The following is a 24,306-nucleotide window of genomic DNA, read 5'->3' on the forward strand; positions in this document are numbered from 1 at the left end:
CGACGCTTTTGGCGTCGCTTTTTTACTTCAGTCAGTTATCCGTGAGGGCCATTCTGGTAGCGATCAGCATAAAGACCAGCCGTCCTACCGGCTCGGTCACCTGAGGCGGTGCTTCCCAGATCTTAAGCTTCTCCTGGTAGATATCGAGCTCTTCCAGCAGCTGCGTAAAGTAACGACGTCGTTTGTCATCACTGCTGGCGGACAGCACGTGGTCGGCAGTGCGACGTAGCTGACGGTGCCAGGCCGACAGATCGTCGTTAATCGGCACCGGCGCGTTACGCAAGCGCTGGTGTGCAATGATCATGGTCAGCGCCAGGCGGAACTTGGCGATATCGCCCGGGAACTTGTTCAGCAGTAAAAACAGCTGCTGATAGAGTGCGGGCAGATGGTTCTCTTTCCGACGCGCCGTATTGGTGGTCATGGACGACACGGCAGCCGATACAAACTGGTTCAATAACACGCGTCCCGTTCTTGCCTGTGAGTTATCCCGTACCAGCAGAATAACCATCATCGCCAGGAAACAGCCCACCAGCTGGCCTAACGCGCTGTCAAGAAACTGGCTGAAATGGAAGGTCATCGGGTTATCCAGCACAATAATGTTAATCGTGCTCGCCAGCGCCCCCAGCGATCCGAGACGTCGTTTTTGCACCTCAATGCCGATAAAGAACGCCATCACCGCCAGGCTGATACAGAGCAGCAGCATGCTCTGCTGGGTAGACGGAATGATCACCAGGAAGTAAAGCGCACCTATCGGCAATGCGGCGATGGTGCCGTACAGGAAATCAATGGCGACCATACGCGGGTTAGGCAGGCGCATCGCAAGGGCGGTAACGACGGCAATCATCACCATCGCGCCGCTGCCGGAGGTCCAGCCCGTCCACAGCCAGAACAGCGTGCCGAGCATGCAGGCCAGCGTCGTACGCCAGAAGTTGACCATCGCATGATGACGCTCGGCAGATTCCGCCTTGATCACCACTTCCCCCTGCAGCACCTCTTCTTCCGCCGCGCTGATTTTAGTGTTACCGATCACGCCGCGTTTCAGCAACAGGTAGCGCGTCGCAGCGCCGACCCAGGTGTAGATCGTCACGGGCGTATCGCGCTCCCCGGTCCAGGCGATGACCCGGCGCATGCGCTTAAGCTGCTTGTGCACGTCCTGCACCGTTTCCACCGGTTCGGCAAACAGTTCGCGGAAGGTATCAGTGACCGCTTCCGGTCGGGTGTTTTGAATGAGGTAAGTTTCGCATGCCTGGGTAATCAGCGTTAAGGAGACGGTATTGAGCGCTTTAAGGCGACGGTTGGCGCGCGCCCAGCGCGACGACTCCATATTGAGGTTGCTGCGCATCCCTTCCAGGGCCTGCGTCCGGCGGACCAGACCGCTCCAGGCTTTATCTACCTCTTCACTGTCACCATGCTTAATGCATAGCTGCATCAGCTGGTACTGGGCCACAATCAGCGCGTCGAGCTCGCGATCTACTTCCTGTTTAATGGAGCGCGGAGAGAAAAGCAGGTCAGCGACAATGGCGCTGACGATACCAATCACAATCTCACTACAGCGTTCAACCGCAAACTGCGGCGCGAGCAGCGGCTCGGACTGAATGGTGATGACAATAATCAGCGCAGTATAACCCGCCAGTCCCCAGGCATAGGAGTTCTCGACCTTCACCAACGAGGAGATCCAGGTGCAGAACCCCGCCCAGATGCAGCACACCATCAGCATCAGCAGCGGCGTGCGGATCATCAGAATAATAATGGTGAGCGCCGCGAAACAGCCGATGAACGTCCCGATGATACGCAGCATCCCGCGATAACGGATCGCGCCTGAATAGGGCTCCCCACCCGCGGCAAAGGCTGGACCCGCCGCGACAATCGCCGCCGTCAGCACCGCCCAGCGAGGGGTTTCAAGCTGGAAGTGGAAGCCCACAAACAGCGCCAGCACAATGGCACACGCCAGCTTCACAGCGAAGCGAACGTGCTGGCTGGCGATGGAAAAGATACCCATAGCGGTTAACCAAACTCGCGCAGGCGATGGGCAATTTTACGGAAGAATGAGTCCTGGCTGGCGTCCCGGTCTTTTTCCCCGGTGATCACCACCGTCGCCGTGGTACCGGCAGGCCACACATTACCCTGCTGTTCGTCCAGGTGGATACGCACCGGCACACGCTGGGCCAGACGTACCCACTCAAGGTTGGAATCGACGGTCGCCATCCCTTTTGCATCGTTAGAGCTGCTGGAGTTGGTCACCCCTGCCGCGACGCTGTCCACGGTACCTTTAAAGACGCGGTTGCTGCCAAGCGGCGTGATTTCCGCCCTAAAACCGGGACGTACGCCTTCCAGCTTGGTCTCTTCCATATAGGCGAGCACGTAGAAGGAGTTCTGTTTCACCAGCGCCACAGCGGTTGAGCCGCGGGTGATAAATTCTCCGGCATAGACATTCAGGTTGGTCACCCAGCCGTCAGCGGGCGCACGGATCACGGTGCGCTCCAGATCAAGCTTCGCCAGATCGCGCGTCGCCTGTGCTTTCGCCAGCTGGTGCAGTACGGTTTGCAGCACGTTGTTGGACTGATCAATTTCTTCGCGAGACATCGCCTGAACGCCCAGCTGATTACGACGCCCTGCCTCACGACGTTTCTCTGCGGCCAGCGCCTGGTAATAGGCCACGTCCGCTTCCGCTTCTTCCAGCGCTTTCTGGTAACGCGGCTGGTCGATGGTGAACAGCACCTGGTCTTTCTTCACTAACTGGTTATCGTGAACGTTAACCGCCGTGATAAGCCCGGCCACGTCGGGAGCGATCGCCACGACATCCGCGCTGAAACGCGCGTCACGCGTCCACGGCGATTCGGTGTAATAGACCCAGGCGCGAAAAATAGCGATGAACGCGAGGATAACCAGCGCCATGGTGATGGCGGTGCGGGAGATTTTTCTTGTTAGCGTTTTCACATCAACCTCAGACAAACATGCGCGATATCAGGTAAAACAGGCAGCAATACAGCGCGGTATTGAACAATGCAGGATGCCAGACGAAATCGTAGATCCCGGTAGGAACCAGCACCTTGCGCACCAGCCAGAAAATCGCCAGTGATAAAAGCAGCTCGAAAAATATCGGTGGGAACGACAGACCGAACACCACGATAACGGGAAACAGACTCATGTTGACCTTGATAAGCGAGAGTGCAGTCTTCAGAATTTTTTAGCGTACGCCACCGCAGGAGAGCAAGAAACGCCGGGCGGGAATGGCGCAGCCGTTATGTAATTAATAATATATTAACGTAACTGTTATGCTGTTATCTATAATATGTGATCTAAATCACTTTTAAGCCAGAGTGAACAATGGAACGTTTAAAACGCATGTCGGTCTTCGCCAAAGTGGTAGAACTGGGCTCTTTTACCGCGGCGGCACGCCAGCTTCAGATGAGCGTCTCATCCATCAGCCAGACAGTGTCCAAACTGGAAGATGAGCTTCAGGTCAAGCTGCTCAACCGCAGTACCCGCAGCATTGGGCTGACGGAAGCGGGTAAAATTTACTATCAGGGCTGTCGCCGCATGCTGCATGAAGTGCAGGATGTTCACGAGCAACTCTACGCCTTTAACAACACGCCTATTGGCACCCTGCGCATTGGTTGTTCTTCAACTATGGCACAAAATGTTCTCGCCGCCATGACCGCGGATATGCTGAAAGAATACCCGGGGCTGACCGTCAATCTGGTGACGGGTATTCCAGCGCCGGATCTGATTGCCGACGGGCTGGATGTGGTGATCCGCGTCGGTGCATTACAGGATTCCAGCCTGTTCTCGCGTCGGCTGGGCAGCATGCCGATGGTGGTCTGCGCCTCAAAAAGCTATCTCGCACAGTACGGTGTCCCCGAGAAACCCGCCGATCTCAGCAACCACTCGTGGCTGGAGTACAGCGTACGGCCCGACAATGAATTTGAGCTGATTGCCCCGGAAGGGATCTCCACCCGACTGCTGCCGGAAGGCCGGTTTGTGACCAACGACCCGATGACCATTTCGCGCTGGCTGGTGGCCGGGGCCGGGATCGCCTACGTGCCGCTGATGTGGGTGATCAACGAGATCAACAGCGGAGTGCTGGAGATCCTGTTCCCGCGCTATCAATCCGATCCGCGCCCGGTGTACGCCCTGTATACCGAAAAAGACAAGCTGCCGCTCAAGGTACAGGTATGTATTAACTATCTGACCGACTATTTTGTGGACGTGGCAGAGCTGTTTCAGGGGATGCGGGGAAGAAGAAAGGAATAAGTGATTAATTTCTGAAATATCCGCGCCATTAATATTTCAGGATGAAGCAGACCTTCATCCTGAAATATTCTTTTGCCACTATCAGGAATAGCGAATTGACACTGCCGCCGCCTGGCCTTTACCTTAATAACAGTCTGGCATTCAGACTGTTATTAATTTGTTGCTGATTTGAATAATAAAATGTATTCCGCAGGATGACGTTAAACAAGGAAAAGAAATGAATATATTTGAACAAACACCGCCGTCACGCAGGCGCTATGGACTCGCCGCGTTCATCGGTTTGATTGCAGGGATTGTCTCCGCGTTTGTCAAATGGGGTGCCGAGGTCCCCCTCCCGCCACGAAGCCCCACCGATTTATTCACCGCCGCCTGTGGGCCGGAGCAATTAATAAGAGCCGCGGGTCAGATAGATTGCTCCCGTAATTTTTTAAACCCACCTTATGTTTTTTTACGCGACTGGCTGGGCGTTGTTGATCCTAACGCGGCGGTTTATACCTTTGCCGGACATATATTTAACTGGGTTGGCGTAACACATATTATTTTCTCCGTTGTCTTCGCGGTGGGATATTGTGTAGTTGCTGAAGTCTTTCCGAAAATTAAACTCTGGCAGGGTTTGCTGGCGGGTGCGTTAGCCCAGCTTTTTGTTCATATGATCTCCTTCCCGCTGATGGGGCTGACACCACCGCTGTTTGCACTTCCCTGGTATGAGCACGTGTCAGAGATCGTAGGTCATCTCATCTGGTTCTGGTCGATCGAGATCATTCGTCGCGATTTACGCAACCGCATCACCCACGAGCCGGATCCGGAGATACCGCTGGGTCACTTACGTTAAAAAAAAGGCGCTACCCGGTAGCGCCTGTTTTTTATGTGAACGCAGGTCAGGCCGTACCGCCCACCGTCAGGTTGTCCACTTTCAGCGTTGGCTGGCCCACGCCAACCGGCAGGCTCTGGCCCTCTTTACCGCAGACGCCCACGCCGTTATCGAGCCTGAGATCGTTACCGACCATGGAGATCTGCTGCATGGCTTCAATACCGGAGCCAATCAGCGTTGCGCCTTTCACCGCTTTGGTCACTTTGCCTTTCTCGATCAGGTACGCTTCTGACGTGGAGAAGACGAACTTCCCGGAAGTGATGTCCACCTGGCCACCGCCAAAGTTTGGCGCAAAGATACCGTAATCAACGGATTCGATAATCTCCTGTGGCGTCGATTTGCCCGGCAGCATATAGGTGTTGGTCATGCGCGGCATTGGCAGGTGCGCATAGGATTCACGACGGCCATTACCCGTTGGCGCAACGCCCATCAGGCGCGCGTTGAGTTTGTCCTGCATGTAGCCTTTCAGCACGCCGTTTTCAATCAGCACATTGTACTGGCCTGGGGTGCCTTCGTCGTCGATAGCCACCGAACCACGACGATCGCGCAGGGTACCGTCATCCACCACGGTGCACAGCTCAGAGGAGACAAGTTGCCCGATCTGACCACTGAATACGGACGTACCGCGGCGGTTAAAATCGCCTTCCAGACCGTGTCCTACCGCTTCGTGCAACAGCACGCCCGGCCAGCCGGCACCCAGCACCACCGGGAATGACCCCGCCGGTGCCGCGACAGCATTCAGATTCACCAGCGCCATGCGCACGGCTTCTTTTGCCCACGCGTCAGCGCGCGCTTCACCGTCAACATCCCCCAGGAACCAGTCATAGCCGAAACGACCGCCGCCGCCGCTGGAGCCGCGCTCGCGTTTGCCGTCATCATCGACCTGCACGCTGATGGAGAGACGCACCAGCGGACGCACATCCGCCGCCAGCGTACCGTCAGTGGCCGCAACCAGAATCAACTCGTACACACCGCTCAGGCTGGCTGAGACCTCCTGCACGCGTTTATCGGCAGCACGCGCCACTTTGTCCACGCGGCGCAGGATATCCAGCTTCTCTTCACGGCTCATGCTCTGCAGCGGATCGATGGTGGTATAGAGCGCAGAGTGCGACACTTCACCGAGGGTTTTCACGCGACCATCACCGGTATCACGCACAATGGTACGCGCGGCCTGCGCGCTCTGCTCAAGTGCGGTCAGGCTAATCTGATCGGCATAGGCAAAACCGGTTTTCTCGCCGCTGACGGCACGAACGCCGACGCCCTGGTCGATATTATAAGAACCATCTTTGATGATGCTGTCTTCTAAAACCCAGGATTCGTGATAGCTCGACTGGAAATAGAGATCGCCGTAGTCGAGACGGCGTTCGGTCAGTTGACCAAGAATGGAGAACAGGTCCTGATGGCTCAGGCCGTTCGCTGCGAGCAAATGTTCACTTACCAGGTTCAGACTCATCGTATTGCTACTCGTTCGTTGCCGCCCGTGGCGGTATAAAGATCGTATTTATTGAGAGTGAGGCAATTACCTGCCCACGTCAAATCATTGCTGTGCATCTTTGCGCGGCTGGCGCAGCACCTCGTTAATCTGCGGTTTATCCACCGGACCGGTAATGCGGTAGCGCAGAATGGAGACCTTGCTCCACAGCGGCCCCAGCACTTTGCTGGCGGCAAACACCGCCGCACCGACAATCGGGTTCACCACAAAGGCCGCCGCCACACCCACGCTGGCGGAGATTTCCGGCGCCACCACGGCTTCCATATCCAGCTCGCGACGCACAAGGTTGACCGAGCCTTTCATGGCGATATCCGCTTCAAGGCCGTCCACCAGCGTGTCGTCCGTATGCATCACGCCGTCCTTGATCCACGCCGTACTGCGGATGGAGTCGTAGTAGAACCCTTCGCTGAAGGTATCGCTGAAATCAAAGCGCAGCTTACGCAGCAGCGCATCAAAGCTCAGCAGGCGCAGGATCTGCCCTGCACGCCCCGTGCTCACGTCAGCGATTTCACCTTTGCCGAAGCGGGTTTTCAGAATGCCGTTCAGCGAGGCCTCATCCGGCTTCCACGGTGCGTCACGCCAGTGAAGATCGTAATCGACGTCAAATGACGAACCGCGCAGCGGTGTACTGATACCAAAGAAATTGGTGGCCGCATCCAGCTTGTTACCTTTAATGTCACCTTTCAGAGACGTACGTTGTTCACCGGGATTATTCACCCATTCCCCTGCGGCGGTCATGCGACCAAAACCGGTATCAACCAGGCCGCCGGAGAGCTTCAGCGTGTTTCCATCAATGGCGAAATCACCGTCGATACGGCCATATTTTTGCCCCCACAGCCAGCACTCCGCACAGCGCAGCTGGAGATCGGGCCAGCCGCTAAAATCAACGCGGGATGTCTTACTCAACGGCGATGTCTCGGCCGGCGAGTTTTTCCCGCTCGCGCTTGCCGGGTTGTAATAGAGATAGCGGATCGCCGCTTGCCATGGGGCGTTATCACGCATGGTGAGCGTACCGTTGATCTCCCTGCCCTGAGCCTCCACTTTCGAGCCGTTAGCGGTGGGCTGAGACACAATGCTAAGGTTGTTCCACTGCTGCCCGCCCAGCATCAGCGACGGGGTGCGTACGGTAATGGTTTGCGGGAACTGGGCCGATTCATCAACGTTTTGCCCCACACCTTTCTGGAACAGTGCCAGCCATTCTGCACCGTCCATTGGCGGGAGATTGAGCTCAATGCCCGACTGCTGCGGCAGCGGTGGCGTGGAGCGGCTATCCGTCGTCCAGATGGCTTTATCGAGGGTGAGCTTGCGGTTAAGCAGCCAACGGCTGTTGAAGTGGTTCATCCCGCCCGCGCTTCCGGTCAGCTCGAAGCTGTTCAGGTTGCCGTCAACGTTCAGCTTCACCGGCAGCGGCTGTCCGGGCTGTTTATCCAGCGGTGCAGGCAGCTGGCTCTGCAGGTTTTTCAGATCGCCCGTAATGTCGACCTGATAACGCGCCTCCGCGTGATAAGGCAGATCGATTGCAACCTTGCCCTGCCAGGCGACCGCGCCATTCACTGACGCCTCAATCGGCTTCGGTAGGACATCCATGCGCGATGGCTGCCAGTTACCGTTCAGATTGACGGCCACCTGATACGCCTTTTCCCCCTCGGTCGTCGAGAAGTCAATATTCACGGGCTGATTAAACCAGCTGGCGGTCAGCGGCTCGCTTTTCAGGTTACCGTTCTCAAAACTGAACTGCCCGCTGAGGTTTTTCAGGGTGCTCTCAAGGGGTTTGATATACAGACTGTTGTTCTTCAGACGGACGTCGCCTTTGGCGGTAGTCATTTCGCCGTCCAGCGGAATATCAAGATGTAAGCGAGCATTCACATCGCCATCAAGCTGGAGTTGCTGCAGCGTCGCCGCCAGCGACGCTTTTAGCGGCGTCTCCTCAAAATAGGGCCCCACGGCTTTACCCGGACCGTTGATGTCGGCATCAATCAGCAGTTTCTCTTTTGAATAGTCGGGGATATTTGCCGTCAGGTTGCTGGCCGTCACGCCGCCCAGCGCCACGTTGTCTGACTTCATCCACAATCCGTCATTGAGGAAATTAAGCTCAATGTCCAGGTTTTTCAGCGCCGGCCAGCCCGGCTGGAACGCGAAGGTGGCGTTGTGTAACGGCACCAGTACCTGGAACTGACCTTCATTATGTTTGTACGGGAAAAGATGTGGATTGCCACCGTAAACCAGCGTGGCATTATCGGCCTGACCGCCCTGAATGGCACCGCTCAGATAATCTACCAGCGCTTTACCCATCAGGTTTTCCGGGAAATAACGCCAGGCCTGAGAGCCATCAGTGGTACTGATCCCCGCCAGGATCCCCAGCCAGGGTTCATCACCTGCTGGCTGCAGATAGCGGAAATCGCCACGGGCATGTACGGCTTTGGCTTTAACGTCGATATGGCGGCCATCAAGCTGGAAACCCTTATCGTTACGCAGCCAGTTAAGCACAGCGTTGCCCTGTTCAATTTCCAGCGGCGCGCGGAACACCGTCTCGTAAGGCATTCTCGCGTCGTGCATATCAACCGTCAGCCGGCCGTCTTCCACGCTGCCTTCCAGCTTGCCACTAAAGTGTTCCGCCCCCGGCAGCAGCTTCCACTGCTTCCAGGCAAGATCTTTCCACGAGGCCTGAAAACGGGTCTTTTCCGTTGCCTGCAGCGGGATGTCGAGCGCCAGGGCGTCTATCTTCCCGCTCGGCTGCGTGGCCAGCCAAATCTCGCCGAGATCCGGGGAGAGCTTTGCGGCCATCGAGCGCAGGCCTTCAATGGCACCGAGATCCAGATTGCTGGCGCGGATGCGCAGTTCATCGCTGCGTTTGTTTGCCACGCCGCCGACCTCCTGCTCCGGCATCCAGGCCAGCGTCAGCGCGCCGCGCGGCCAGGCCTTGCCGTCCATGGTGATACGCGTATCCGGAATGGCGAACTGCCATCCCTCTTTCTCCTGGGTTACGTGCGCCGTAAGGTTATCGACGGAAAGCTGGTGCTGCTGGTTTTCACCTTTCCAGCTTGCGCCACCCTGCTTGAGCCAGATATCCCCGCTGGCAAATTCGCCTTTCGTCAGGGTCAGCCAGCCTTCAAGGCTGAAACGGGCGGTTTCCAGCTGCATATTCTGCTGGATCCACTCCCCCAGCCACGGCTTCACATCCACATCGTCGGCCTGCAGCCAGACTTTGCCGTTGTTGAGCAGACCGTCATCATCCCGCAGATCCATGCGTACCTGCATGACGCCGTGCTGACCGTTCAGGCTGGAGAGACTCACCTGCCCTTCAGCGCGGTGCCGGTTTCTGCCGTTGAGCCAGGTCAGCTGTGGGATCGCCAGTTCCGCGCGCTGTCCAGAGAGGGTAATAAAGCTCACCTCGCTGTCGCGCAGATCGAAATGATCGAACTGGCGCAGGAAAAGATCGCTAAAACGGTTGGCCTCAAGCCCCTGACTGCTGTCGCCACCCGAGATGGGGGTATTGGTCAGAAACTGGAGCTGATAAAAGGTGAGATCGCGAAACTGCCAGCGCAGATGCAGCAGGCTTTGCCAGACATCGAGCGCCAGGGTCACGCGTTTGATTTTGAGGTGGCCGCCATCTTTCAGGCTGGCATTAATATCCCGGGCATCGAGCGTCGGGCCAAAGTTCTGCCAGCTGGCGCTTATCTGGCTGACGTCCACCGGCACGCCGGTGGTGGATTCGATTTTTGCCAGCAGTTGCGGACGCCAACTGTCCAGATGCGGTAAAACGAGGCGTAGCCCACTCACGAGCAACGCGACAATCACGACCAGCGTTGCCCCTGTAAGCAATAAAATCCCCGGCAATCGCCTCACGCATCTCTCCTTGTCAGCTTTGGTCACACAGCGAACTGCGTCTTACATCATCACGACGTCGAACTGCTCCTGGTTATAGAGCGGTTCAATTTGTACTTTTACCTGTTTGCCGACAAAAATTTCCACCTCCGCCAGCGCGTGTGACTCTTCGCCTTTCAGCGCTTCAGCCACCGCAGGGGAAGCATAGACCAGAAAACGATCGGAGTCGTAGGCATGATGAACGCGGACGATTTCACGCATAATTTCGTAGCAGACGGTCTCAACCGTCTTTACCGTTCCGCGTCCATGGCAGGTTGGGCATTCATTACACAGCACATGCTCCACGCTTTCACGGGTACGCTTACGCGTCATTTCCACCAGCCCCAGCTGTGAGAACCCGTTGATGCTGGTCTTCACGCGATCCTTACTCAGCGCCTGCTCAAGCGAGTGCAACACGCGGCGGCGATGGTCTTCATTACTCATATCGATAAAGTCGATGATGATAATGCCGCCCAGATTACGCAGACGAAGCTGGCGCGCAATGGCCTGCGTGGCTTCGATGTTGGTGTTAAAGATGGTGTCATCCAGGTTGCGATGGCCGACAAACGCGCCGGTATTGATATCGACGGTGGTCATCGCCTCGGTCTGATCGATGATCAGGTACCCGCCAGATTTCAGCTCGACCTTACGTTCCAGCGCACGCTGGATCTCGTTTTCGACATCATACAGATCGAAGATCGGCTGACGCCCCGTGTAATGCTCCAGCAGGCCAGGCATCTCCGGAATGTACTCGGCGGTAAATTCCAGCAGCGCTTCGTAAGTCAGGCGAGAGTCCACGCGAATGCGGTCAAGCTGAGCATCGGCAAAGTCACGGAGAACACGCTGAGCAAGGGCCAGCTCACCATAGAGCTGGCAGCGGGTCTGATTGCGTTTTTTACGCTCCATCACTTTGGTCCAGACGCGCTTGAGGTACGCCGCGTCGGACGCCAGGTCTTCTTCGCTGATCCCTTCCGCGGCGGTACGGATGATAAATCCGCCCTGTTCATCGCAGTACGCGCTGACCACTTTTTTAAGGCGCTCACGCTCGCTTTCGCTCTCAATACGCTGCGAAACGCCCACGTGCGATGCGCCAGGCATAAAGACCAGATAACGGGAAGGTAAGGTGATGTCGGTGGTCAGACGGGCACCTTTAGTGCCGAGGGGATCTTTCACCACCTGCACCATCAGATCCTGTCCCTGACGCACCAGCTCAGAAATATCGCGCACGGCAAACTGTTTTTGCTCTTCGCCGGCGACGCACTCGGTGTGCGGCATAATATCGGAGGCATGTAAAAATGCCGCCTTATCCAGTCCAATATCTACAAAAGCCGCCTGCATACCCGGTAGTACACGACTGACACGACCTTTGTAGATATTGCCTACTATTCCGCGCCGCGCTTCACGCTCAATATGAATTTCCTGAAGAATGCCACCATCAATGTAGGCCACACGGGTTTCCGATGGCGTTACGTTTACCAACAATTCAGCCGTCATAATTATCCCTTCCCTCACGCAGTGAGTTAAAATTGCTCAGCAACTCATACGTTTCCACCAGCGGTAAGCCGACTACGGCGTGATAGCTGCCATTAATCTTCCTGACAAAACAGCCACCCAGCCCCTGAATACCGTATGCACCTGCCTTATCCATCGGTTCACCGCTGGCAATATAAGCGGCGATCTCATCATCGGTAAGTACTCTGAATGTCACATCCGTCACCACCAGGCAATCCAGCACGTGCTGACGGTCAGCCAGCGCGACCGCCGTCATCACCTGATGCGTTTGTCCGGACATTTTGCGCAGCATGCGCGCCGCATGATCGGCGTCGCAGGGTTTCTCAAGCACTTCACCGTTAAGGATAACGATGGTATCTGCTCCCAGCACGGGAAGATCGCGCGGTACACTGGCGACGCCAGCCTGCGCTTTCTCGCGCGCCAGGCGCGACACGTACTGTTGAGCACTTTCGCCCTCGGCACGTTTTTCTTCAATGCCGGTCACGATGCGTTCAAAAGATACCCCTAACTGCGTCAGGAGTTCCTGGCGGCGCGGGGAGCCGGAAGCGAGATACAAAGACGTCATAGAAACCTTTTATTGCACAGCAAACTGCTGGCGAACCTTACGCATCAGCAGGAACAGCCATGGCCAGAGCACACCGTTTACTACACTACTCCAGAACACTTCCGGTCGGAAAGAGACGTTGATCACTAAAAACTCTGCCCAGAAAACAACGATATCCGCAGCGAGCGACAATAACATCACGACCAGAGCCTGTTGCCAGAGCGCAAGGTTACGAAAGAGCTGGAATTTGAGTGCGACGAGGTACGCAATAATACTCATGGACAAGGCGCGCACGCCAAGCGTAGAGCCGCTAATGAGATCCAGTATGGCACCCATCACAAAACCTGTGCCGACATTTACGCGATGCGGCAGGGCAAGGATCCAGTAAAGCAGAATGAGCAATACCCAGTTTGGCCGGAAAACGAGAATCTCATCCGGCCAGGGCATTACCTGCAGTAACAGTGCAATGAGAAACGAGAGCCAGATGACCCAGCGTCCCTGGCTACGATAACTTGCCACTACTGCCCTCCCGAAGAGAGTTTAGGCGGTGGCGGCGCATCCGGCAGCGGCTGCGTTAACCCTGTAGCCGGCGCTGGCACGGGCGCAGGCGGCCCCATGGAATCCGCAGGCGGGAGAACCTGCGGCATCATCTGCATCAGGCGTTCATTCGCTACACGATGCACCTCTTCAGGCGTCATCGGGTTAGCGCCATTCCGATCGGCACCCCACAGCAGCAGCAGATAGCGCAGACGCTGTAAACCTGCGGTTGGACGCGCCTGGATCACGGTATAGGCCCGTTGCGTATCCAGTTTCACCGAAGAGACCACCGCAACCGGATAGCCCTCAGGGAAGCGTCCACCCAGACCGGAGGTCACCAGTACGTCACCGACACGGATATCCGTGTTGGCAGGCAGGTGTTCCAGCTGCAGGTCATCCGTACAGCCGTTACCGGCCGCGATCACGCGAATGTCGTTACGCAGAACCTGGATCGGCAGCGCATGGGTAGCATCACAAATCAGCAGCACGCGACTGGTCAGCTTGGCCACGGCGACCACCTGGCCCACCACGCCTTTATCGCTGATAACAGGTTGGCCTTCATACACGCCGTTTACGCTCCCTTTGTCGATCACAACCTGATCGCTGTAAGGGTCGTTCACGGTGGAGATCACCTGCGTGACCATTTTCTGCTCATCCTGACGCAGCGGCGAGCCGAGGAGCTCACGCAGACGCGCGTTTTCCTGCTTGTATTGCCCCAGCATCAGCAGTTCGCTGTTTTTCAGCAGCAGTTCCTGGCGTAATGCCCGGTTTTCGAGTTCGAGTTGGTCACGCGAAGACAGCGTTTGTGAAACGGAGTCGAGGAGTTCACGGGGACCATTTGATACAAAGTAGAAAGGACTGACGGCGGTATCCATGTACGTTCTGATCTGGCTGAACGTACCGAGGCGGCTATCGGCAATAATGACCCCAAGCGCAACCAGAACCGCCAGAATAAGGCGAAACTGTAGCGATGGGCCACGGCTAAAAATTGGCTTCATAGGCTATGCGTATTCTCGCGTCAGAGAGAAAGGGTAGCAAATTGCTACCCTCTCAAACTCGACTACTCTTCGCTGAACAAATCGCCGCCGTGCATGTCGATCATTTCCAGCGCCTTGCCACCACCACGGGCGACGCAAGTCAGTGGATCTTCTGCAACTACGACAGGAATACCTGTCTCTTCCATTAACAGGCGGTCGAGGTTACGCAGCAGCGCACCACCACCGGTCAGAACCATACCGCGCTCGGAGATATCGGACGCCAGTTCTGGTGGGCACTGTTCCAGCGCAACCATTACTGCGCTCACGATGCCCGTCAGTGGTTCCTGCAGTGCTTCCAGAATTTCGTTGGAGTTCAGGGTAAAACCGCGTGGAACACCTTCAGCCAGGTTACGGCCACGCACTTCGATCTCACGCACTTCATCGCCCGGATACGCAGAGCCGATTTCGTGTTTGATACGCTCTGCGGTCGCTTCACCGATCAGAGAGCCGTAGTTACGGCGCACGTAATTAATGATGGCTTCATCGAAGCGGTCACCACCGATACGTACGGAAGAGGAGTAGACCACGCCGTTCAGAGAGATAACGGCCACTTCAGTGGTACCGCCACCGATATCCACCACCATCGAACCGGTGGCTTCAGAAACAGGCAGACCTGCACCGATTGCCGCCGCCATTGGCTCTTCAATCAGGAACACTTCACGTGCACCTGCACCCTGGGCAGATTCACGGATAGCGCGACGTTCTACCTGGGTTGCGCCAACCGGCACACACACCAGAACACGCGGGCTTGGACGCATGAAGCTGTTGCTGTGAACCTGCTTGATGAAGTGCTGAAGCATTTTTTCAGTCACGAAGAAGTCAGCGATAACGCCGTCTTTCATTGGGCGAATGGCGGCGATGTTGCCAGGGGTACGACCCAGCATCTGCTTCGCGTCATGACCCACTGCAGCGACGCTTTTCGGCGAGCCTGCACGATCCTGACGAATGGCCACAACAGAAGGCTCATTCAATACGATGCCTTGTCCTTTTACATAAATAAGGGTATTCGCGGTACCCAGGTCAATGGACAGGTCATTGGAAAACATGCCACGAAATTTTTTCAACATACTAAGGGATAATCCTGAAAGCTGGGGCGGAAAACAAAATCCGCTTACTTTACCAACCACACGCAGCAGCGACAAGGCGCAAAAATCATCTGCAACGGTGAAAATTTGTGCAGTACGTTTCCTGATGTTACAAATTCATCCCCTGACTCCCTCAGGGCTGAGTAAACAGTAGCGTTCCCCACTGACATTTGTAACCCGTTAAAGGTCGTTCACTGGCTATTTGCTCGACATACTCAAAGCTACAGGCGCGATATTCTACGTGAAAACAGCGTAAACGGCAGGTCAAACAGAGTATCTTTGCAAATATTTTTTCACGTTGGTGTCAAGCGGTTGAGAGGCAGCAAAAAAATCCCCCTGACCGCCCATGACGCCGCGCTCTGTTAACATCTGCCATTCACCTCTGGAGCGCACGCCCGTGGCAAAGACTTGTGTCCGCGTTCCCTTGCAGGCTTCAACCAGACTCTGTACCAGCAGCTGGTTTTCCGTTCGCTTCTCAATATTCCTTACCAGGCCTGGATGTAGCTTTAATAACTCCACATCCAGCTCCTTGATCCAGTTGGTACTCACCAGCGTTAAACCGGCCTGCGTCACCGCAATACGCGCGCCGAGCGCATTGATCAAACGTACCACCGGGCGTAACCGGCTGATGTGTTGACCAACATCCGCCTCTGCAAGTTCAAAAATAATGTGTTTGCGTTGCGATTTTTCGCATTGCATTAAGGTATCACGCAGCCAGCGCTGAAAACGCGGGCGTATTAACGACTCCACAGTGACCTGTAACGCCAGGTTTTCTTCAGGCCAGAACGATAAAAACGGAATCAGCCGGGTTATTTGCTGGCGGTCATACTCTTCAGAGAGGCCAAATTGCAGCACCATCGGCAGATATTCCGCTGAGATAACCTCTTCCGTCCCGTCAAAAATACGACACATCAACTCGCGATGATGCACATTGCCATTTTTCATGACCGCGGGTTTTTGATAAATACGTGGTCCGCCGCGGCTAAGCATTTGCTCGATTAGCGTTCGCCAGCGCACGTTGCCGCGCCCTTTTTCCGGTAGCGAGTCATCATACACTGCCCATCCGTTCGCTCCCTGCAGCACAGCGTTGCGGGTGGCGGCTTCGGCATGTTCCATCACCTGTTCAGCCGATTGCCCACCGCGCCAGGCGCAAATCCCCATATGCACCATATCGTCCCTGTCGAGCATTTTGCTCTGCGGCAGCGCATCCACCGCCTTCAGCAGCTGGCTGGCAATGCTTTCCGACTCCTTCAGCGTGCGATGAGGCAACAATACGGCAAAGTCGCTGCGGTGATAGCGGGCCAGTAACGCGCCCGGGTAGCGCATAATAAAGGTGGAGAGCAGGTTAATCAGCGTGAAGAGATTCTCTTCTGCGGCCCGCTGTCCCCAGGTGTCGCGCAGGAGATCGAAATCGGGCAGGCGAATCATCATTACCACCCCGTGTGTCCCTACCTTTTCTGAATCGTCGAGCAGCGTGGCGAGCTGATTATCAAAGAAAAGACGGTTGTTAAGGCCGGTTTTATTATCCTGGGCGGCATAAGAGCGGATCAGCGTGTCCATACGGCTACGCTGATCGCTGGCAAACTGGATTTCGGAGAGCAGCGTATCCAGCGCGCTGCTGGCGCGTGCAGGCCATTCATGGACCGAGCCCCTCACCTGCGGTCCGCGTTCACCGTTGAGGATCCGTACCGAGCGGAGCTCCAGTAGCTCCTGACCAGAGAGCTGGCGCCGCAGCCAGCGGACCGCGAGAAAGATCAGCATGACAATAAACACCACGGAGACGGTGAGCGGCGCAGTGGTCATCATGGAGCGGAAATAGCTGGCCATCGGATCGAGATAGACCATGTGTATAGTCATCCCAGGATTTTTAAGGGAATGTACCGTCACTTCCCGGTACTGGCTCACTACGCCCGCAGGCCGATAACCTCCCTGCCGTTCATGGCTTAATACGCGATGCTTTCCCTGTTGAATGTCGATCTGCACAATATCGACAGGGACCATTAACTCATCAAGTTCACGGGAAAGGGTCGGTAACGACGTCGTCACCAGACGCGTATCAATCACCGATGCGACAGACTGTACCCGGTTGACCAGTTTGTCCTGAATGGCGTTATAAAAGCTTAAAGAGCAACCCAGAAGGGTGACAAAAATGGTAAGTCCTGTCAGCAAGGTGATAAAAGCTGAGAACTTCGTCGTTAATCGCATCCTTGAGATTACTCCGTGGGTTGATGGGGTAGCGAGTAAGCGCTAACTTGCATTTCAAATGCGGCATACTACCAAATCGGGTGTATCTGGCAATTTATTGCGTTAAATCGGCATCGCGTTTCATTGAGCGAGTATAGTCTTCAGGACAAATTTTCCAATCATCAGAATAGTGAGGATCCTGTATGCAGGCTTTGATCTTAGAACAGCAGGACGGCAAAACCGTTGCTTCGGTGCAAGCCATTGAAGAGAGCCGACTGCCTGAAGGCGACGTCACTGTCGACATCGACTGGTCCAGTCTGAATTACAAGGATGCACTGGCCATTACCGGCAAAGGTAAAATCATCCGAAATTTCCCGATGGTACCCGGGATTGATTTCGCGGGCCGGGTTCATACCAGCGAAGATCCGCGCTTCCATACCGGCCAGCAGGTGCTGCTCACCGGGTGGGGCGTCGGTGAAAATCACTGGGGCGGGCTGGCCACGCAGGCGCGGGTGAAGGGCGACTGGCTGGTACCGGTGCCGAAAGGTATGGATGGCCGTAAAGCGATGATCATCGGCACCGCAGGCTTTACCGCCATGCTATGCGTGATGGCGCTGGAAGATGCCGGCATCCACCCTGAGTCGGGTGAAATTGTCGTCACCGGCGCCAGCGGCGGCGTGGGCAGTACGGCCGTCACGCTGCTGCACACGCTGGGCTATCAGGTCGCAGCGGTTTCGGGTCGCGAAAGCACGCACGACTATCTGCGCCAGCTCGGTGCCAGCCGTATTCTTGGTCGCGACGAGTTTGCCGAAACCCGTCCACTGGAAAAACAGGTCTGGGCAGGGGCGGTGGATACCGTTGGTGATAAGGTGCTGGCAAAAGTGCTGGCACAAATGAACTACGGCGGCTGCGTTGCCGCCTGCGGGCTGGCGGGAGGCTTTGCCCTGCCAACCACCGTGATGCCTTTTATTCTGCGTAACGTACGCCTGCAGGGTGTCGATTCCGTTATGACGCCATCCGCCCGTCGTCAGGAAGCCTGGGAACGGCTGGTGCGCGATCTGCCAGAATCCTTCTATACCCAGAGCGCAACGGAAATCACGCTCGGCCAGGCGCCGGAGTATGCCAGCAAGATCATGGCAAATCAGTTCCACGGTCGCGCGCTGGTGAAAATCGCCTAATCTTCAAATTTTCGTGACATATTCGCGTGAATCTCTCTCCTCCGTCATGCTTAGAAAAACGCATGACGGAGGATGCCATGAAAAATCGAAAACTGACGGAAGCCGACGTAACGTCCGAGTCTGTCTTTATGTTACAGCGCCGCCAGATCCTGAAAATGCTTGGCATCAGCGCCACCGCGCTCACCCTTTCCCCGGCGGCACACGCCGACCTGCTCGACTGGTTTAAAGGCAACGATCGGCCTAAGGCCCCTTCCGGTGCCCCGCTCACCTTTACGAAACCTGCCGAGTGGCAAAACAAACTGACGCTCACGCCGGAAGATAAAGTAACTGGCTACAATAACTTCTACGAATTTGGCCTCGACAAAGCCGATCCAGCCGCCAACGCTGGAAGCCTCAAAACCGATCCATGGACGTTGAAGATCGATGGCGAAGTGGCCAAACCCCTGACCCTGGATCATCACGACCTCACCACCCGTTTCCCGTTAGAGGAGCGCATCTATCGTATGCGCTGTGTGGAAGCCTGGTCGATGGTGGTGCCCTGGGTCGGCTTCCCGCTGCATAAATTACTGGCAATGGTTGAGCCCACCAGCAACGCAAAATATGTCGCTTTCCAGACGCGTTACGCGCCGGATGAGATGCCAGGGCAGAAAGACCGGTTTATCGGTGGTGGACTGGACTATCCCTATGTAGAAGGATTACGTCTTGACGAAGCGATGCACCCTCTGACCCTGCTGACCGTCGGCGTTTATGGCAAAGCGCTTCCCCCGCAAAACGGCGCCCCTGTCCGCTTAACTGTGCCGTGGAAATATGGCTTCAAAGGGATTAAATCGATCGTCAGCATTAAGCTGACCCGCGAACGTCCGCCAACCACCTGGAATCTGGCCGCGCCGGACGAATACGGATTCTTCGCGAATGTGAATCCGCATGTGGATCACCCGCGCTGGTCGCAGGCAACCGAGCGTTTTATCGGTTCCGGCGGTGCGCTGGACGTGAAGCGGCAGCCGACGCTGCTGTTTAACGGCTATGCCGATGAGGTGGCGTCTCTCTATCGTGGGCTGAACTTACGGGAGAATTTCTAAGTGCGTTTAACAGCAAAGCAGATTACCTGGCTGAAAGTGCTGCTGCACCTGGCCGGGTTACTTCCTTTTATCTGGCTATTCTGGGCCGCCAGCCAGGGCCTCTTTAGCGCCGACCCGGCCAAGGATATCCAGCATTTTACGGGTAGGATGGCGCTGAAATTTTTGCTGGCCACCTTGCTCGTGACGCCGCTGGCACGCTACGCTAAACAACCATTATTGATTCGCACCCGTCGGCTTTTGGGGCTATGGTGTTTTGCCTGGGCGACGCTGCACCTTACCAGCTATGCGCTGCTGGAACTGGGGATTAACAATCTGGCGCTGCTGGGCCGCGAACTGGTGACGCGTCCTTATCTGACGCTGGGTATTGTGAGCTGGGTGATTTTACTGGCGTTAGCGCTGACCTCCACGCAACACGCGCAGCGTAAACTGGGCAGGCGCTGGCAGTTGCTGCACAACTTCGTCTATCTTGTCGCGATCCTCGCCCCCATTCACTACCTGTGGTCAGTGAAGATCCTCTCGCCTCAGCCCGTTCTGTACGCACTGGCGGCCGCAGTGCTTTTAGCATGGCGTTACAAGAAGTTCCGCCAGTGGTTGCGATAGTTCGCGAAACTGTGCGTTTTCCCGCAGATTCCCCGTCAACCGCAAATCTTTTTCGGATAGCGGTTGATAATCTTCCCTGATAAGACCAGTATTTAGCTGCCAAATGCTACGAAATCGTTATAATGTGCGACTTTGGTTTCCCTGACGGAGTTTTCGGACTCTGATTAGGTGACAATCGCGCGTTGAAGGTATATTTTGTTTTTTACCCGAGATTCGCAGGAGATAGCGGCACAATGGCTGATAAATTCCAGATCTTAGTTTTGAACGGACCGAACCTCAACATGCTCGGCACCCGCGAGCCAGAGAAGTACGGAACGCTGACATTGAGTGAAATTGTTAATCGTCTGGGTACGGAAGCAGCGTCACTGAATGTGGATTTGGACCATTTTCAGTCAAATGCGGAGTACGCACTCATCGACCGTATTCATCAGGCTAAAGACAATGTGGACTATATCCTGATCAATCCGGCCGCGTTTACGCACACCAGTGTTGCTATCCGCGACGCACTGCTGGCGGTGAGTATCCCGTTTATCGAGATCCACCTCAGTAACGTGCACGCCCGAGAGCCGTTCCGCCACCATTCGTATCTGTCGGATATCGCCGCTGGCGTTATCTGCGGACTGGGCGCTGACGGTTATTCATACGCTTTACAGACAGCGGTAAAACGCTTGTCACAATCACACTAAACAAGAGTACGGAACCCACTCATGGATATTCGTAAGATTAAAAAACTGATCGAGCTGGTTGAAGAATCAGGCATCTCCGAACTGGAAATTTCTGAAGGCGAAGAGTCTGTACGCATCAGCCGTGCAGCCCCGGCCGCTAGCTTCCCGGTAATGCAGCAGGCTTATGCTGCGCCAGTGCAGCAGCCTGCGCTCTCCGCAGCCGTTGCACCAGCAGCAACTGAAGCCGCACCTGCCGCTGCAGCAGAAATCAGTGGTCACATCGTACGTTCCCCAATGGTTGGTACTTTCTACCGCACCCCGAGCCCGGACGCGAAGGCGTTCATCGAAGTGGGTCAGAAAGTCAACGTAGGCGATACCCTGTGCATCGTTGAAGCGATGAAAATGATGAACCAGATCGAAGCAGACAAATCAGGTACTGTGAAAGCGATTCTGGTCGAAAGTGGTCAGCCGGTTGAATTTGACGAGCCGCTGGTCGTCATCGAGTAACGAGGCGAACATGCTGGATAAAATTGTTATCGCCAACCGCGGCGAGATCGCACTGCGTATTCTTCGTGCCTGTAAAGAGCTGGGCATCAAGACCGTCGCTGTGCACTCAAGCGCGGATCGCGATTTAAAACACGTATTGCTGGCGGATGAGACGGTCTGTATTGGCCCGGCTCCGTCCGTAAAAAGCTATCTGAATATCCCGGCTATCATCAGCGCCGCTGAAATCACCGGCGCGGTGGCAATTCATCCGGGTTACGGCTTCCTCTCTGAGAACGCCAACTTTGCTGAGCAGGTTGAACGCTCTGGCTTTATCTTCATCGGTCCGAAAGCTGACACCATCCGCCTGATGGGCGACAAAGTGTCCGCGATCACCGCGATGAAGAAAGCCGGTGTTCCAACTGTTCCAGGCTCTGACGGCCCTCTGACCGACGACATGGATGCTAACCGTGCTCATGCGAAACGCATTGGCTACCCGGTTATTATCAAAGCGTCCGGCGGCGGCGGCGGTCGCGGTATGCGCGTTGTGCGCAGCGACGCTGAACTGGCGCAGTCCATCTCCATGACCAAAGCTGAAGCGAAAGCCGCGTTCAGCAATGACATGGTATACATGGAAAAATACCTGGAAAACCCACGCCACATCGAAATTCAGGTGCTGGCTGACGGTCAGGGTAACGCTATCTATCTGGCAGAACGTGACTGTTCCATGCAGCGTCGTCACCAGAAAGTGGTCGAAGAAGCACCGGCACCGGGCATCACCCCGGAACTGCGTCGCTACATCGGCGAGCGTTGCGCCAAAGCGTGTGTCGATATCGGCTATCGCGGTGCGGGTACCTTCGAGTTCCTGTTCGAAAACGGCGAGTTCTACTTCATTGAGATGAACACCCGTATTCAGGTTGAACACCCGGTTACCGAAATGATCACCGGCGTTGACCTGATCAAAGAGCAGCTGCGTATTGCTGCCGGCCAGCCGCTGTCCATCAAGCAGGAAGAAGTTGTGGTGAAAGGCCATGCGGTCGAGTGCCGTATCAACGCCGAAGACCCGAACACCTTCCTGCCAAGCCCGGGTAAAATCACGCGTTTCCACGCGCCGGGTGGCTTTGGTGTGCGTTGGGAGTCTCATATCTACGCCGGTTACACTGTACCGCCGTACTATGACTCGATGATCGGCAAGCTTATCTGCTACGGTGAAAACCGTGACGTGGCGATTGCCCGCATGAAGAACGCCCTGCAGGAACTGATCATCGACGGTATCAAAACCAACGTTGATCTGCAGATGCGTATCATGAGCGATGAGCACTTCCAGAATGGTGGTACCAACATCCACTATCTGGAGAAAAAACTCGGTCTGAACGAGAAGTAATAAAGCAGCGTTGCAAAAAGGCCGGATTTCCGGCCTTTTTTATTTCTGGGGCCTGGAAAGCCTCATCATGTACAATCCCCGCTTTCTTCATCCACAAGGGACAAACAATGGACAAACGTTTTGTTCAGGCCCATAAAGAAGCGCGCTGGGCGCTGTGGCTGACCCTTCTCTATCTTGCTGCATGGTTAGTAACTGCTTACTTACCTGACTCCAGTATCGGTATTACCGGCCTGCCGCACTGGTTTGAAATGGCCTGCCTGCTCGTACCGCTGATCTTCATCCTCCTTTGCTGGGCAATGGTGAAGTTCATTTATCGCGATATTCCCCTGGAGGACGACGATGCAGCTTGAAGTCATTCTGCCTCTGATCGCTTACTTACTGGTCGTATTTGGCTTGTCCGTGTATGCCATGCTTAAAAGGAGCACCGGCACCTTTCTGAACGAATACTTCCTCGGCAGCCGTTCGATGGGGGGCATTGTTTTAGCGATGACGCTGACAGCCACCTACATCAGTGCCAGCTCGTTTATAGGCGGTCCCGGTGCCGCCTACAAATACGGATTAGGCTGGGTGCTGCTGGCGATGATCCAGCTTCCGGCCGTCTGGCTCTCTCTGGGGATACTCGGCAAGAAGTTTGCCATCCTGGCGCGTCGCTATAACGCCGTGACGCTGAACGACATGCTGTTTGCCCGTTACCGCAGCCGGTTACTGGTTTGGCTGGCAAGTCTCAGCCTGCTGGTCGCCTTTATTGGCGCAATGACGGTGCAGTTTATCGGCGGAGCCCGTCTGCTGGAGACCGCAGCAGGGATCCCGTACGAAACGGGCCTGCTTATCTTCGGCATCAGTATCGCGCTCTATACGGCGTTTGGTGGATTCCGCGCCAGCGTGCTGAACGACACCATGCAGGGCATGGTGATGCTCATCGGAACCATCGTGCTGCTGGTAGGGGTTGTCCATGCAGCTGGAGGGCTGAGCCACGCGGTGGAAACCCTTGAAGCGATTGACCCGAAACTGGTCGCTCCGGAGGGTGCAGATGACATCCTTTCGCCAACCTTTATGACCTCGTTCTGGGTGCTGGTCTGCTTCGGGGTTATTGGTCTGCCGCATACTGCCGTACGCTGTATCTCATATAAGGACAGTAAAGCGGTCCACCGCGGGATTATTATCGGGACCATTGTGGTGGCAATACTGATGCTGGGAATGCATCTGGCAGGAGCATTAGGACGGGCAGTGATTCCGGACCTCACCGTGCCCGATCTGGTGATCCCAACCCTGATGGTGAAAGTGCTGCCACCGTTTGCTGCCGGGATTTTCCTTGCCGCGCCGATGGCTGCCATTATGTCGACCATCAACGCTCAGTTGCTGCAAAGTTCCGCTACGATTATCAAAGATCTCTATCTGAATTTGCGTCCTGAGCAGATGGAAAACGAACGACGCTTAAAGCGCATGTCTGCCGTAATTACGCTGGTATTAGGCGCGCTGTTGCTGCTTGCCGCATGGCGTCCGCCGGAGATGATCATCTGGCTAAATCTGCTGGCGT

21 protein-coding genes are annotated in these 24,306 nt (G+C 55.6%); 10 read left to right on the top strand and 11 right to left on the bottom strand.

The genetic code is table 11. The features are described 5' to 3' along the window. Positions 1-31: 31 nt before the first annotated feature. The 3 genes from aaeB to aaeX are packed head-to-tail and all read right to left on the bottom strand — an operon-like array spanning position 32 to position 3,148. Entirely contained in the window at positions 32-1,999 is a 1,968-nt protein-coding gene (gene aaeB / locus LDK53_RS15835) for a p-hydroxybenzoic acid efflux pump subunit AaeB (RefSeq protein ID WP_225287557.1), read from the bottom strand. Between the two features lie 5 nt (positions 2,000-2,004). Then, the gene (gene aaeA, locus LDK53_RS15840; RefSeq protein WP_045284724.1) at positions 2,005-2,937 is read right to left on the bottom strand and encodes a p-hydroxybenzoic acid efflux pump subunit AaeA; all 933 of its coding nucleotides are present in this window, start codon (positions 2,935-2,937) and stop codon (positions 2,005-2,007) included. 7 nt (positions 2,938-2,944) lie between these two features. After that, entirely contained in the window at positions 2,945-3,148 is a 204-nt protein-coding gene (aaeX, locus tag LDK53_RS15845; RefSeq protein ID WP_003860416.1) for a p-hydroxybenzoic acid efflux pump operon protein AaeX, read from the bottom strand. A gap of 179 nt (positions 3,149-3,327) precedes the next feature. On the opposite strand from aaeX, the gene aaeR reads away from it, so the two are divergent. Further along, positions 3,328-4,254, top strand: a complete 927-nt coding sequence (aaeR, locus tag LDK53_RS15850) for an HTH-type transcriptional activator AaeR (RefSeq protein ID WP_045284722.1) — start codon at positions 3,328-3,330, stop codon at positions 4,252-4,254. A gap of 217 nt (positions 4,255-4,471) precedes the next feature. Then, on the top strand, positions 4,472-5,086 hold the full coding sequence (locus tag LDK53_RS15855; protein ID WP_225287558.1) for a YagU family protein: 615 nt from the start codon (positions 4,472-4,474) through the stop codon (positions 5,084-5,086). Between the two features lie 46 nt (positions 5,087-5,132). Here LDK53_RS15855 and tldD read toward each other — a convergent pair whose 3' ends face one another. The 8 genes from tldD to csrD form a co-directional block, all read right to left on the bottom strand. Then, complete coding sequence (tldD, locus tag LDK53_RS15860; RefSeq protein ID WP_025756662.1) at positions 5,133-6,578, bottom strand: metalloprotease TldD; 1,446 nt, start codon at positions 6,576-6,578, stop codon at positions 5,133-5,135. Positions 6,579-6,662: 84 nt separating this feature from the next. Continuing rightward, positions 6,663-10,463, bottom strand: coding sequence for an AsmA2 domain-containing protein YhdP (gene yhdP / locus LDK53_RS15865; protein ID WP_225287559.1), 3,801 nt, complete (start codon positions 10,461-10,463; stop codon positions 6,663-6,665). A gap of 42 nt (positions 10,464-10,505) precedes the next feature. Continuing rightward, positions 10,506-11,975: a ribonuclease G gene (rng, locus tag LDK53_RS15870; protein WP_025756660.1), complete on the bottom strand. Its 1,470-nt coding sequence runs from the start codon at positions 11,973-11,975 to the stop codon at positions 10,506-10,508. Next, on the bottom strand, positions 11,965-12,558 hold the full coding sequence (locus LDK53_RS15875; protein WP_095452370.1) for a Maf family protein: 594 nt from the start codon (positions 12,556-12,558) through the stop codon (positions 11,965-11,967). Before LDK53_RS15875 ends, rng begins: the two co-directional genes overlap by 11 nt. 9 nt (positions 12,559-12,567) lie before the next feature. Continuing rightward, a complete protein-coding gene (gene mreD / locus LDK53_RS15880) occupies positions 12,568-13,056 on the bottom strand; it encodes a rod shape-determining protein MreD (protein ID WP_025756658.1) in 489 nt (162 codons plus the stop codon). After that, entirely contained in the window at positions 13,056-14,072 is a 1,017-nt protein-coding gene (gene mreC, locus LDK53_RS15885; protein WP_023309400.1) for a rod shape-determining protein MreC, read from the bottom strand. Before mreC ends, mreD begins: the two co-directional genes overlap by 1 nt. A 62-nt stretch (positions 14,073-14,134) precedes the next feature. Beyond that, entirely contained in the window at positions 14,135-15,178 is a 1,044-nt protein-coding gene (mreB, locus tag LDK53_RS15890) for a rod shape-determining protein MreB (RefSeq protein WP_000913396.1), read from the bottom strand. A gap of 282 nt (positions 15,179-15,460) precedes the next feature. Continuing rightward, positions 15,461-17,401 (bottom strand): RNase E specificity factor CsrD, encoded by a 1,941-nt coding sequence (csrD, locus tag LDK53_RS15895; RefSeq protein ID WP_225287560.1) that lies wholly within the window; start codon positions 17,399-17,401, stop codon positions 15,461-15,463. Positions 17,402-17,583: 182 nt separating this feature from the next. Here csrD and LDK53_RS15900 point away from each other — a divergent pair, with 182 nt between their 5' ends. The 8 genes from LDK53_RS15900 to panF form a co-directional block, all read left to right on the top strand. Continuing rightward, positions 17,584-18,558: an MDR family oxidoreductase gene (locus LDK53_RS15900; RefSeq protein ID WP_225287561.1), complete on the top strand. Its 975-nt coding sequence runs from the start codon at positions 17,584-17,586 to the stop codon at positions 18,556-18,558. 77 nt (positions 18,559-18,635) lie between these two features. Continuing rightward, entirely contained in the window at positions 18,636-19,637 is a 1,002-nt protein-coding gene (gene msrP / locus LDK53_RS15905) for a protein-methionine-sulfoxide reductase catalytic subunit MsrP (RefSeq protein WP_025756655.1), read from the top strand. Beyond that, complete coding sequence (gene msrQ, locus LDK53_RS15910) at positions 19,638-20,237, top strand: protein-methionine-sulfoxide reductase heme-binding subunit MsrQ (RefSeq protein ID WP_225287562.1); 600 nt, start codon at positions 19,638-19,640, stop codon at positions 20,235-20,237. 233 nt (positions 20,238-20,470) lie between these two features. Continuing rightward, entirely contained in the window at positions 20,471-20,923 is a 453-nt protein-coding gene (gene aroQ / locus LDK53_RS15915) for a type II 3-dehydroquinate dehydratase (protein WP_025756653.1), read from the top strand. Between the two features lie 21 nt (positions 20,924-20,944). Beyond that, complete coding sequence (gene accB / locus LDK53_RS15920) at positions 20,945-21,409, top strand: acetyl-CoA carboxylase biotin carboxyl carrier protein (protein ID WP_013098992.1); 465 nt, start codon at positions 20,945-20,947, stop codon at positions 21,407-21,409. Between the two features lie 10 nt (positions 21,410-21,419). Further along, a complete protein-coding gene (gene accC / locus LDK53_RS15925) occupies positions 21,420-22,769 on the top strand; it encodes an acetyl-CoA carboxylase biotin carboxylase subunit (protein WP_003860388.1) in 1,350 nt (449 codons plus the stop codon). Positions 22,770-22,876: 107 nt separating this feature from the next. Then, positions 22,877-23,119, top strand: coding sequence for a YhdT family protein (locus LDK53_RS15930; protein ID WP_025756652.1), 243 nt, complete (start codon positions 22,877-22,879; stop codon positions 23,117-23,119). Beyond that, positions 23,109-24,306 (top strand): sodium/pantothenate symporter (panF, locus tag LDK53_RS15935; RefSeq protein WP_225287563.1); only part of this gene is annotated, 1,198 nt, incomplete at its 3' end. The genes LDK53_RS15930 and panF, both read left to right, overlap by 11 nt.

Origin of the sequence: Enterobacter sp. K16B (assembly GCF_020216105.1) — a bacterium.
Classification (GTDB): domain Bacteria; phylum Pseudomonadota; class Gammaproteobacteria; order Enterobacterales; family Enterobacteriaceae; genus Enterobacter; species Enterobacter sichuanensis.

Excerpts from the sequence above, each read along its gene's own strand:
- aaeB (WP_225287557.1), bottom strand. The coding sequence starts at position 1,999 with ATGGGTATCTTTTCCATCGCCAGCCAGCACGTTCGCTTCGCTGTGAAG.
- aaeX (WP_003860416.1), bottom strand. The coding sequence starts at position 3,148 with ATGAGTCTGTTTCCCGTTATCGTGGTGTTCGGTCTGTCGTTCCCACCG.
- aaeR (WP_045284722.1), top strand. The coding sequence starts at position 3,328 with ATGGAACGTTTAAAACGCATGTCGGTCTTCGCCAAAGTGGTAGAACTG.
- LDK53_RS15855 (WP_225287558.1), top strand. The coding sequence starts at position 4,472 with ATGAATATATTTGAACAAACACCGCCGTCACGCAGGCGCTATGGACTC.
- tldD (WP_025756662.1), bottom strand. The coding sequence starts at position 6,578 with ATGAGTCTGAACCTGGTAAGTGAACATTTGCTCGCAGCGAACGGCCTG.
- rng (WP_025756660.1), bottom strand. The coding sequence starts at position 11,975 with ATGACGGCTGAATTGTTGGTAAACGTAACGCCATCGGAAACCCGTGTG.
- LDK53_RS15875 (WP_095452370.1), bottom strand. The coding sequence starts at position 12,558 with ATGACGTCTTTGTATCTCGCTTCCGGCTCCCCGCGCCGCCAGGAACTC.
- mreC (WP_023309400.1), bottom strand. The coding sequence starts at position 14,072 with ATGAAGCCAATTTTTAGCCGTGGCCCATCGCTACAGTTTCGCCTTATT.
- mreB (WP_000913396.1), bottom strand. The coding sequence starts at position 15,178 with ATGTTGAAAAAATTTCGTGGCATGTTTTCCAATGACCTGTCCATTGAC.
- csrD (WP_225287560.1), bottom strand. The coding sequence starts at position 17,401 with ATGCGATTAACGACGAAGTTCTCAGCTTTTATCACCTTGCTGACAGGA.
- LDK53_RS15900 (WP_225287561.1), top strand. The coding sequence starts at position 17,584 with ATGCAGGCTTTGATCTTAGAACAGCAGGACGGCAAAACCGTTGCTTCG.
- msrP (WP_025756655.1), top strand. The coding sequence starts at position 18,636 with ATGAAAAATCGAAAACTGACGGAAGCCGACGTAACGTCCGAGTCTGTC.
- aroQ (WP_025756653.1), top strand. The coding sequence starts at position 20,471 with ATGGCTGATAAATTCCAGATCTTAGTTTTGAACGGACCGAACCTCAAC.
- accB (WP_013098992.1), top strand. The coding sequence starts at position 20,945 with ATGGATATTCGTAAGATTAAAAAACTGATCGAGCTGGTTGAAGAATCA.
- accC (WP_003860388.1), top strand. The coding sequence starts at position 21,420 with ATGCTGGATAAAATTGTTATCGCCAACCGCGGCGAGATCGCACTGCGT.
- LDK53_RS15930 (WP_025756652.1), top strand. The coding sequence starts at position 22,877 with ATGGACAAACGTTTTGTTCAGGCCCATAAAGAAGCGCGCTGGGCGCTG.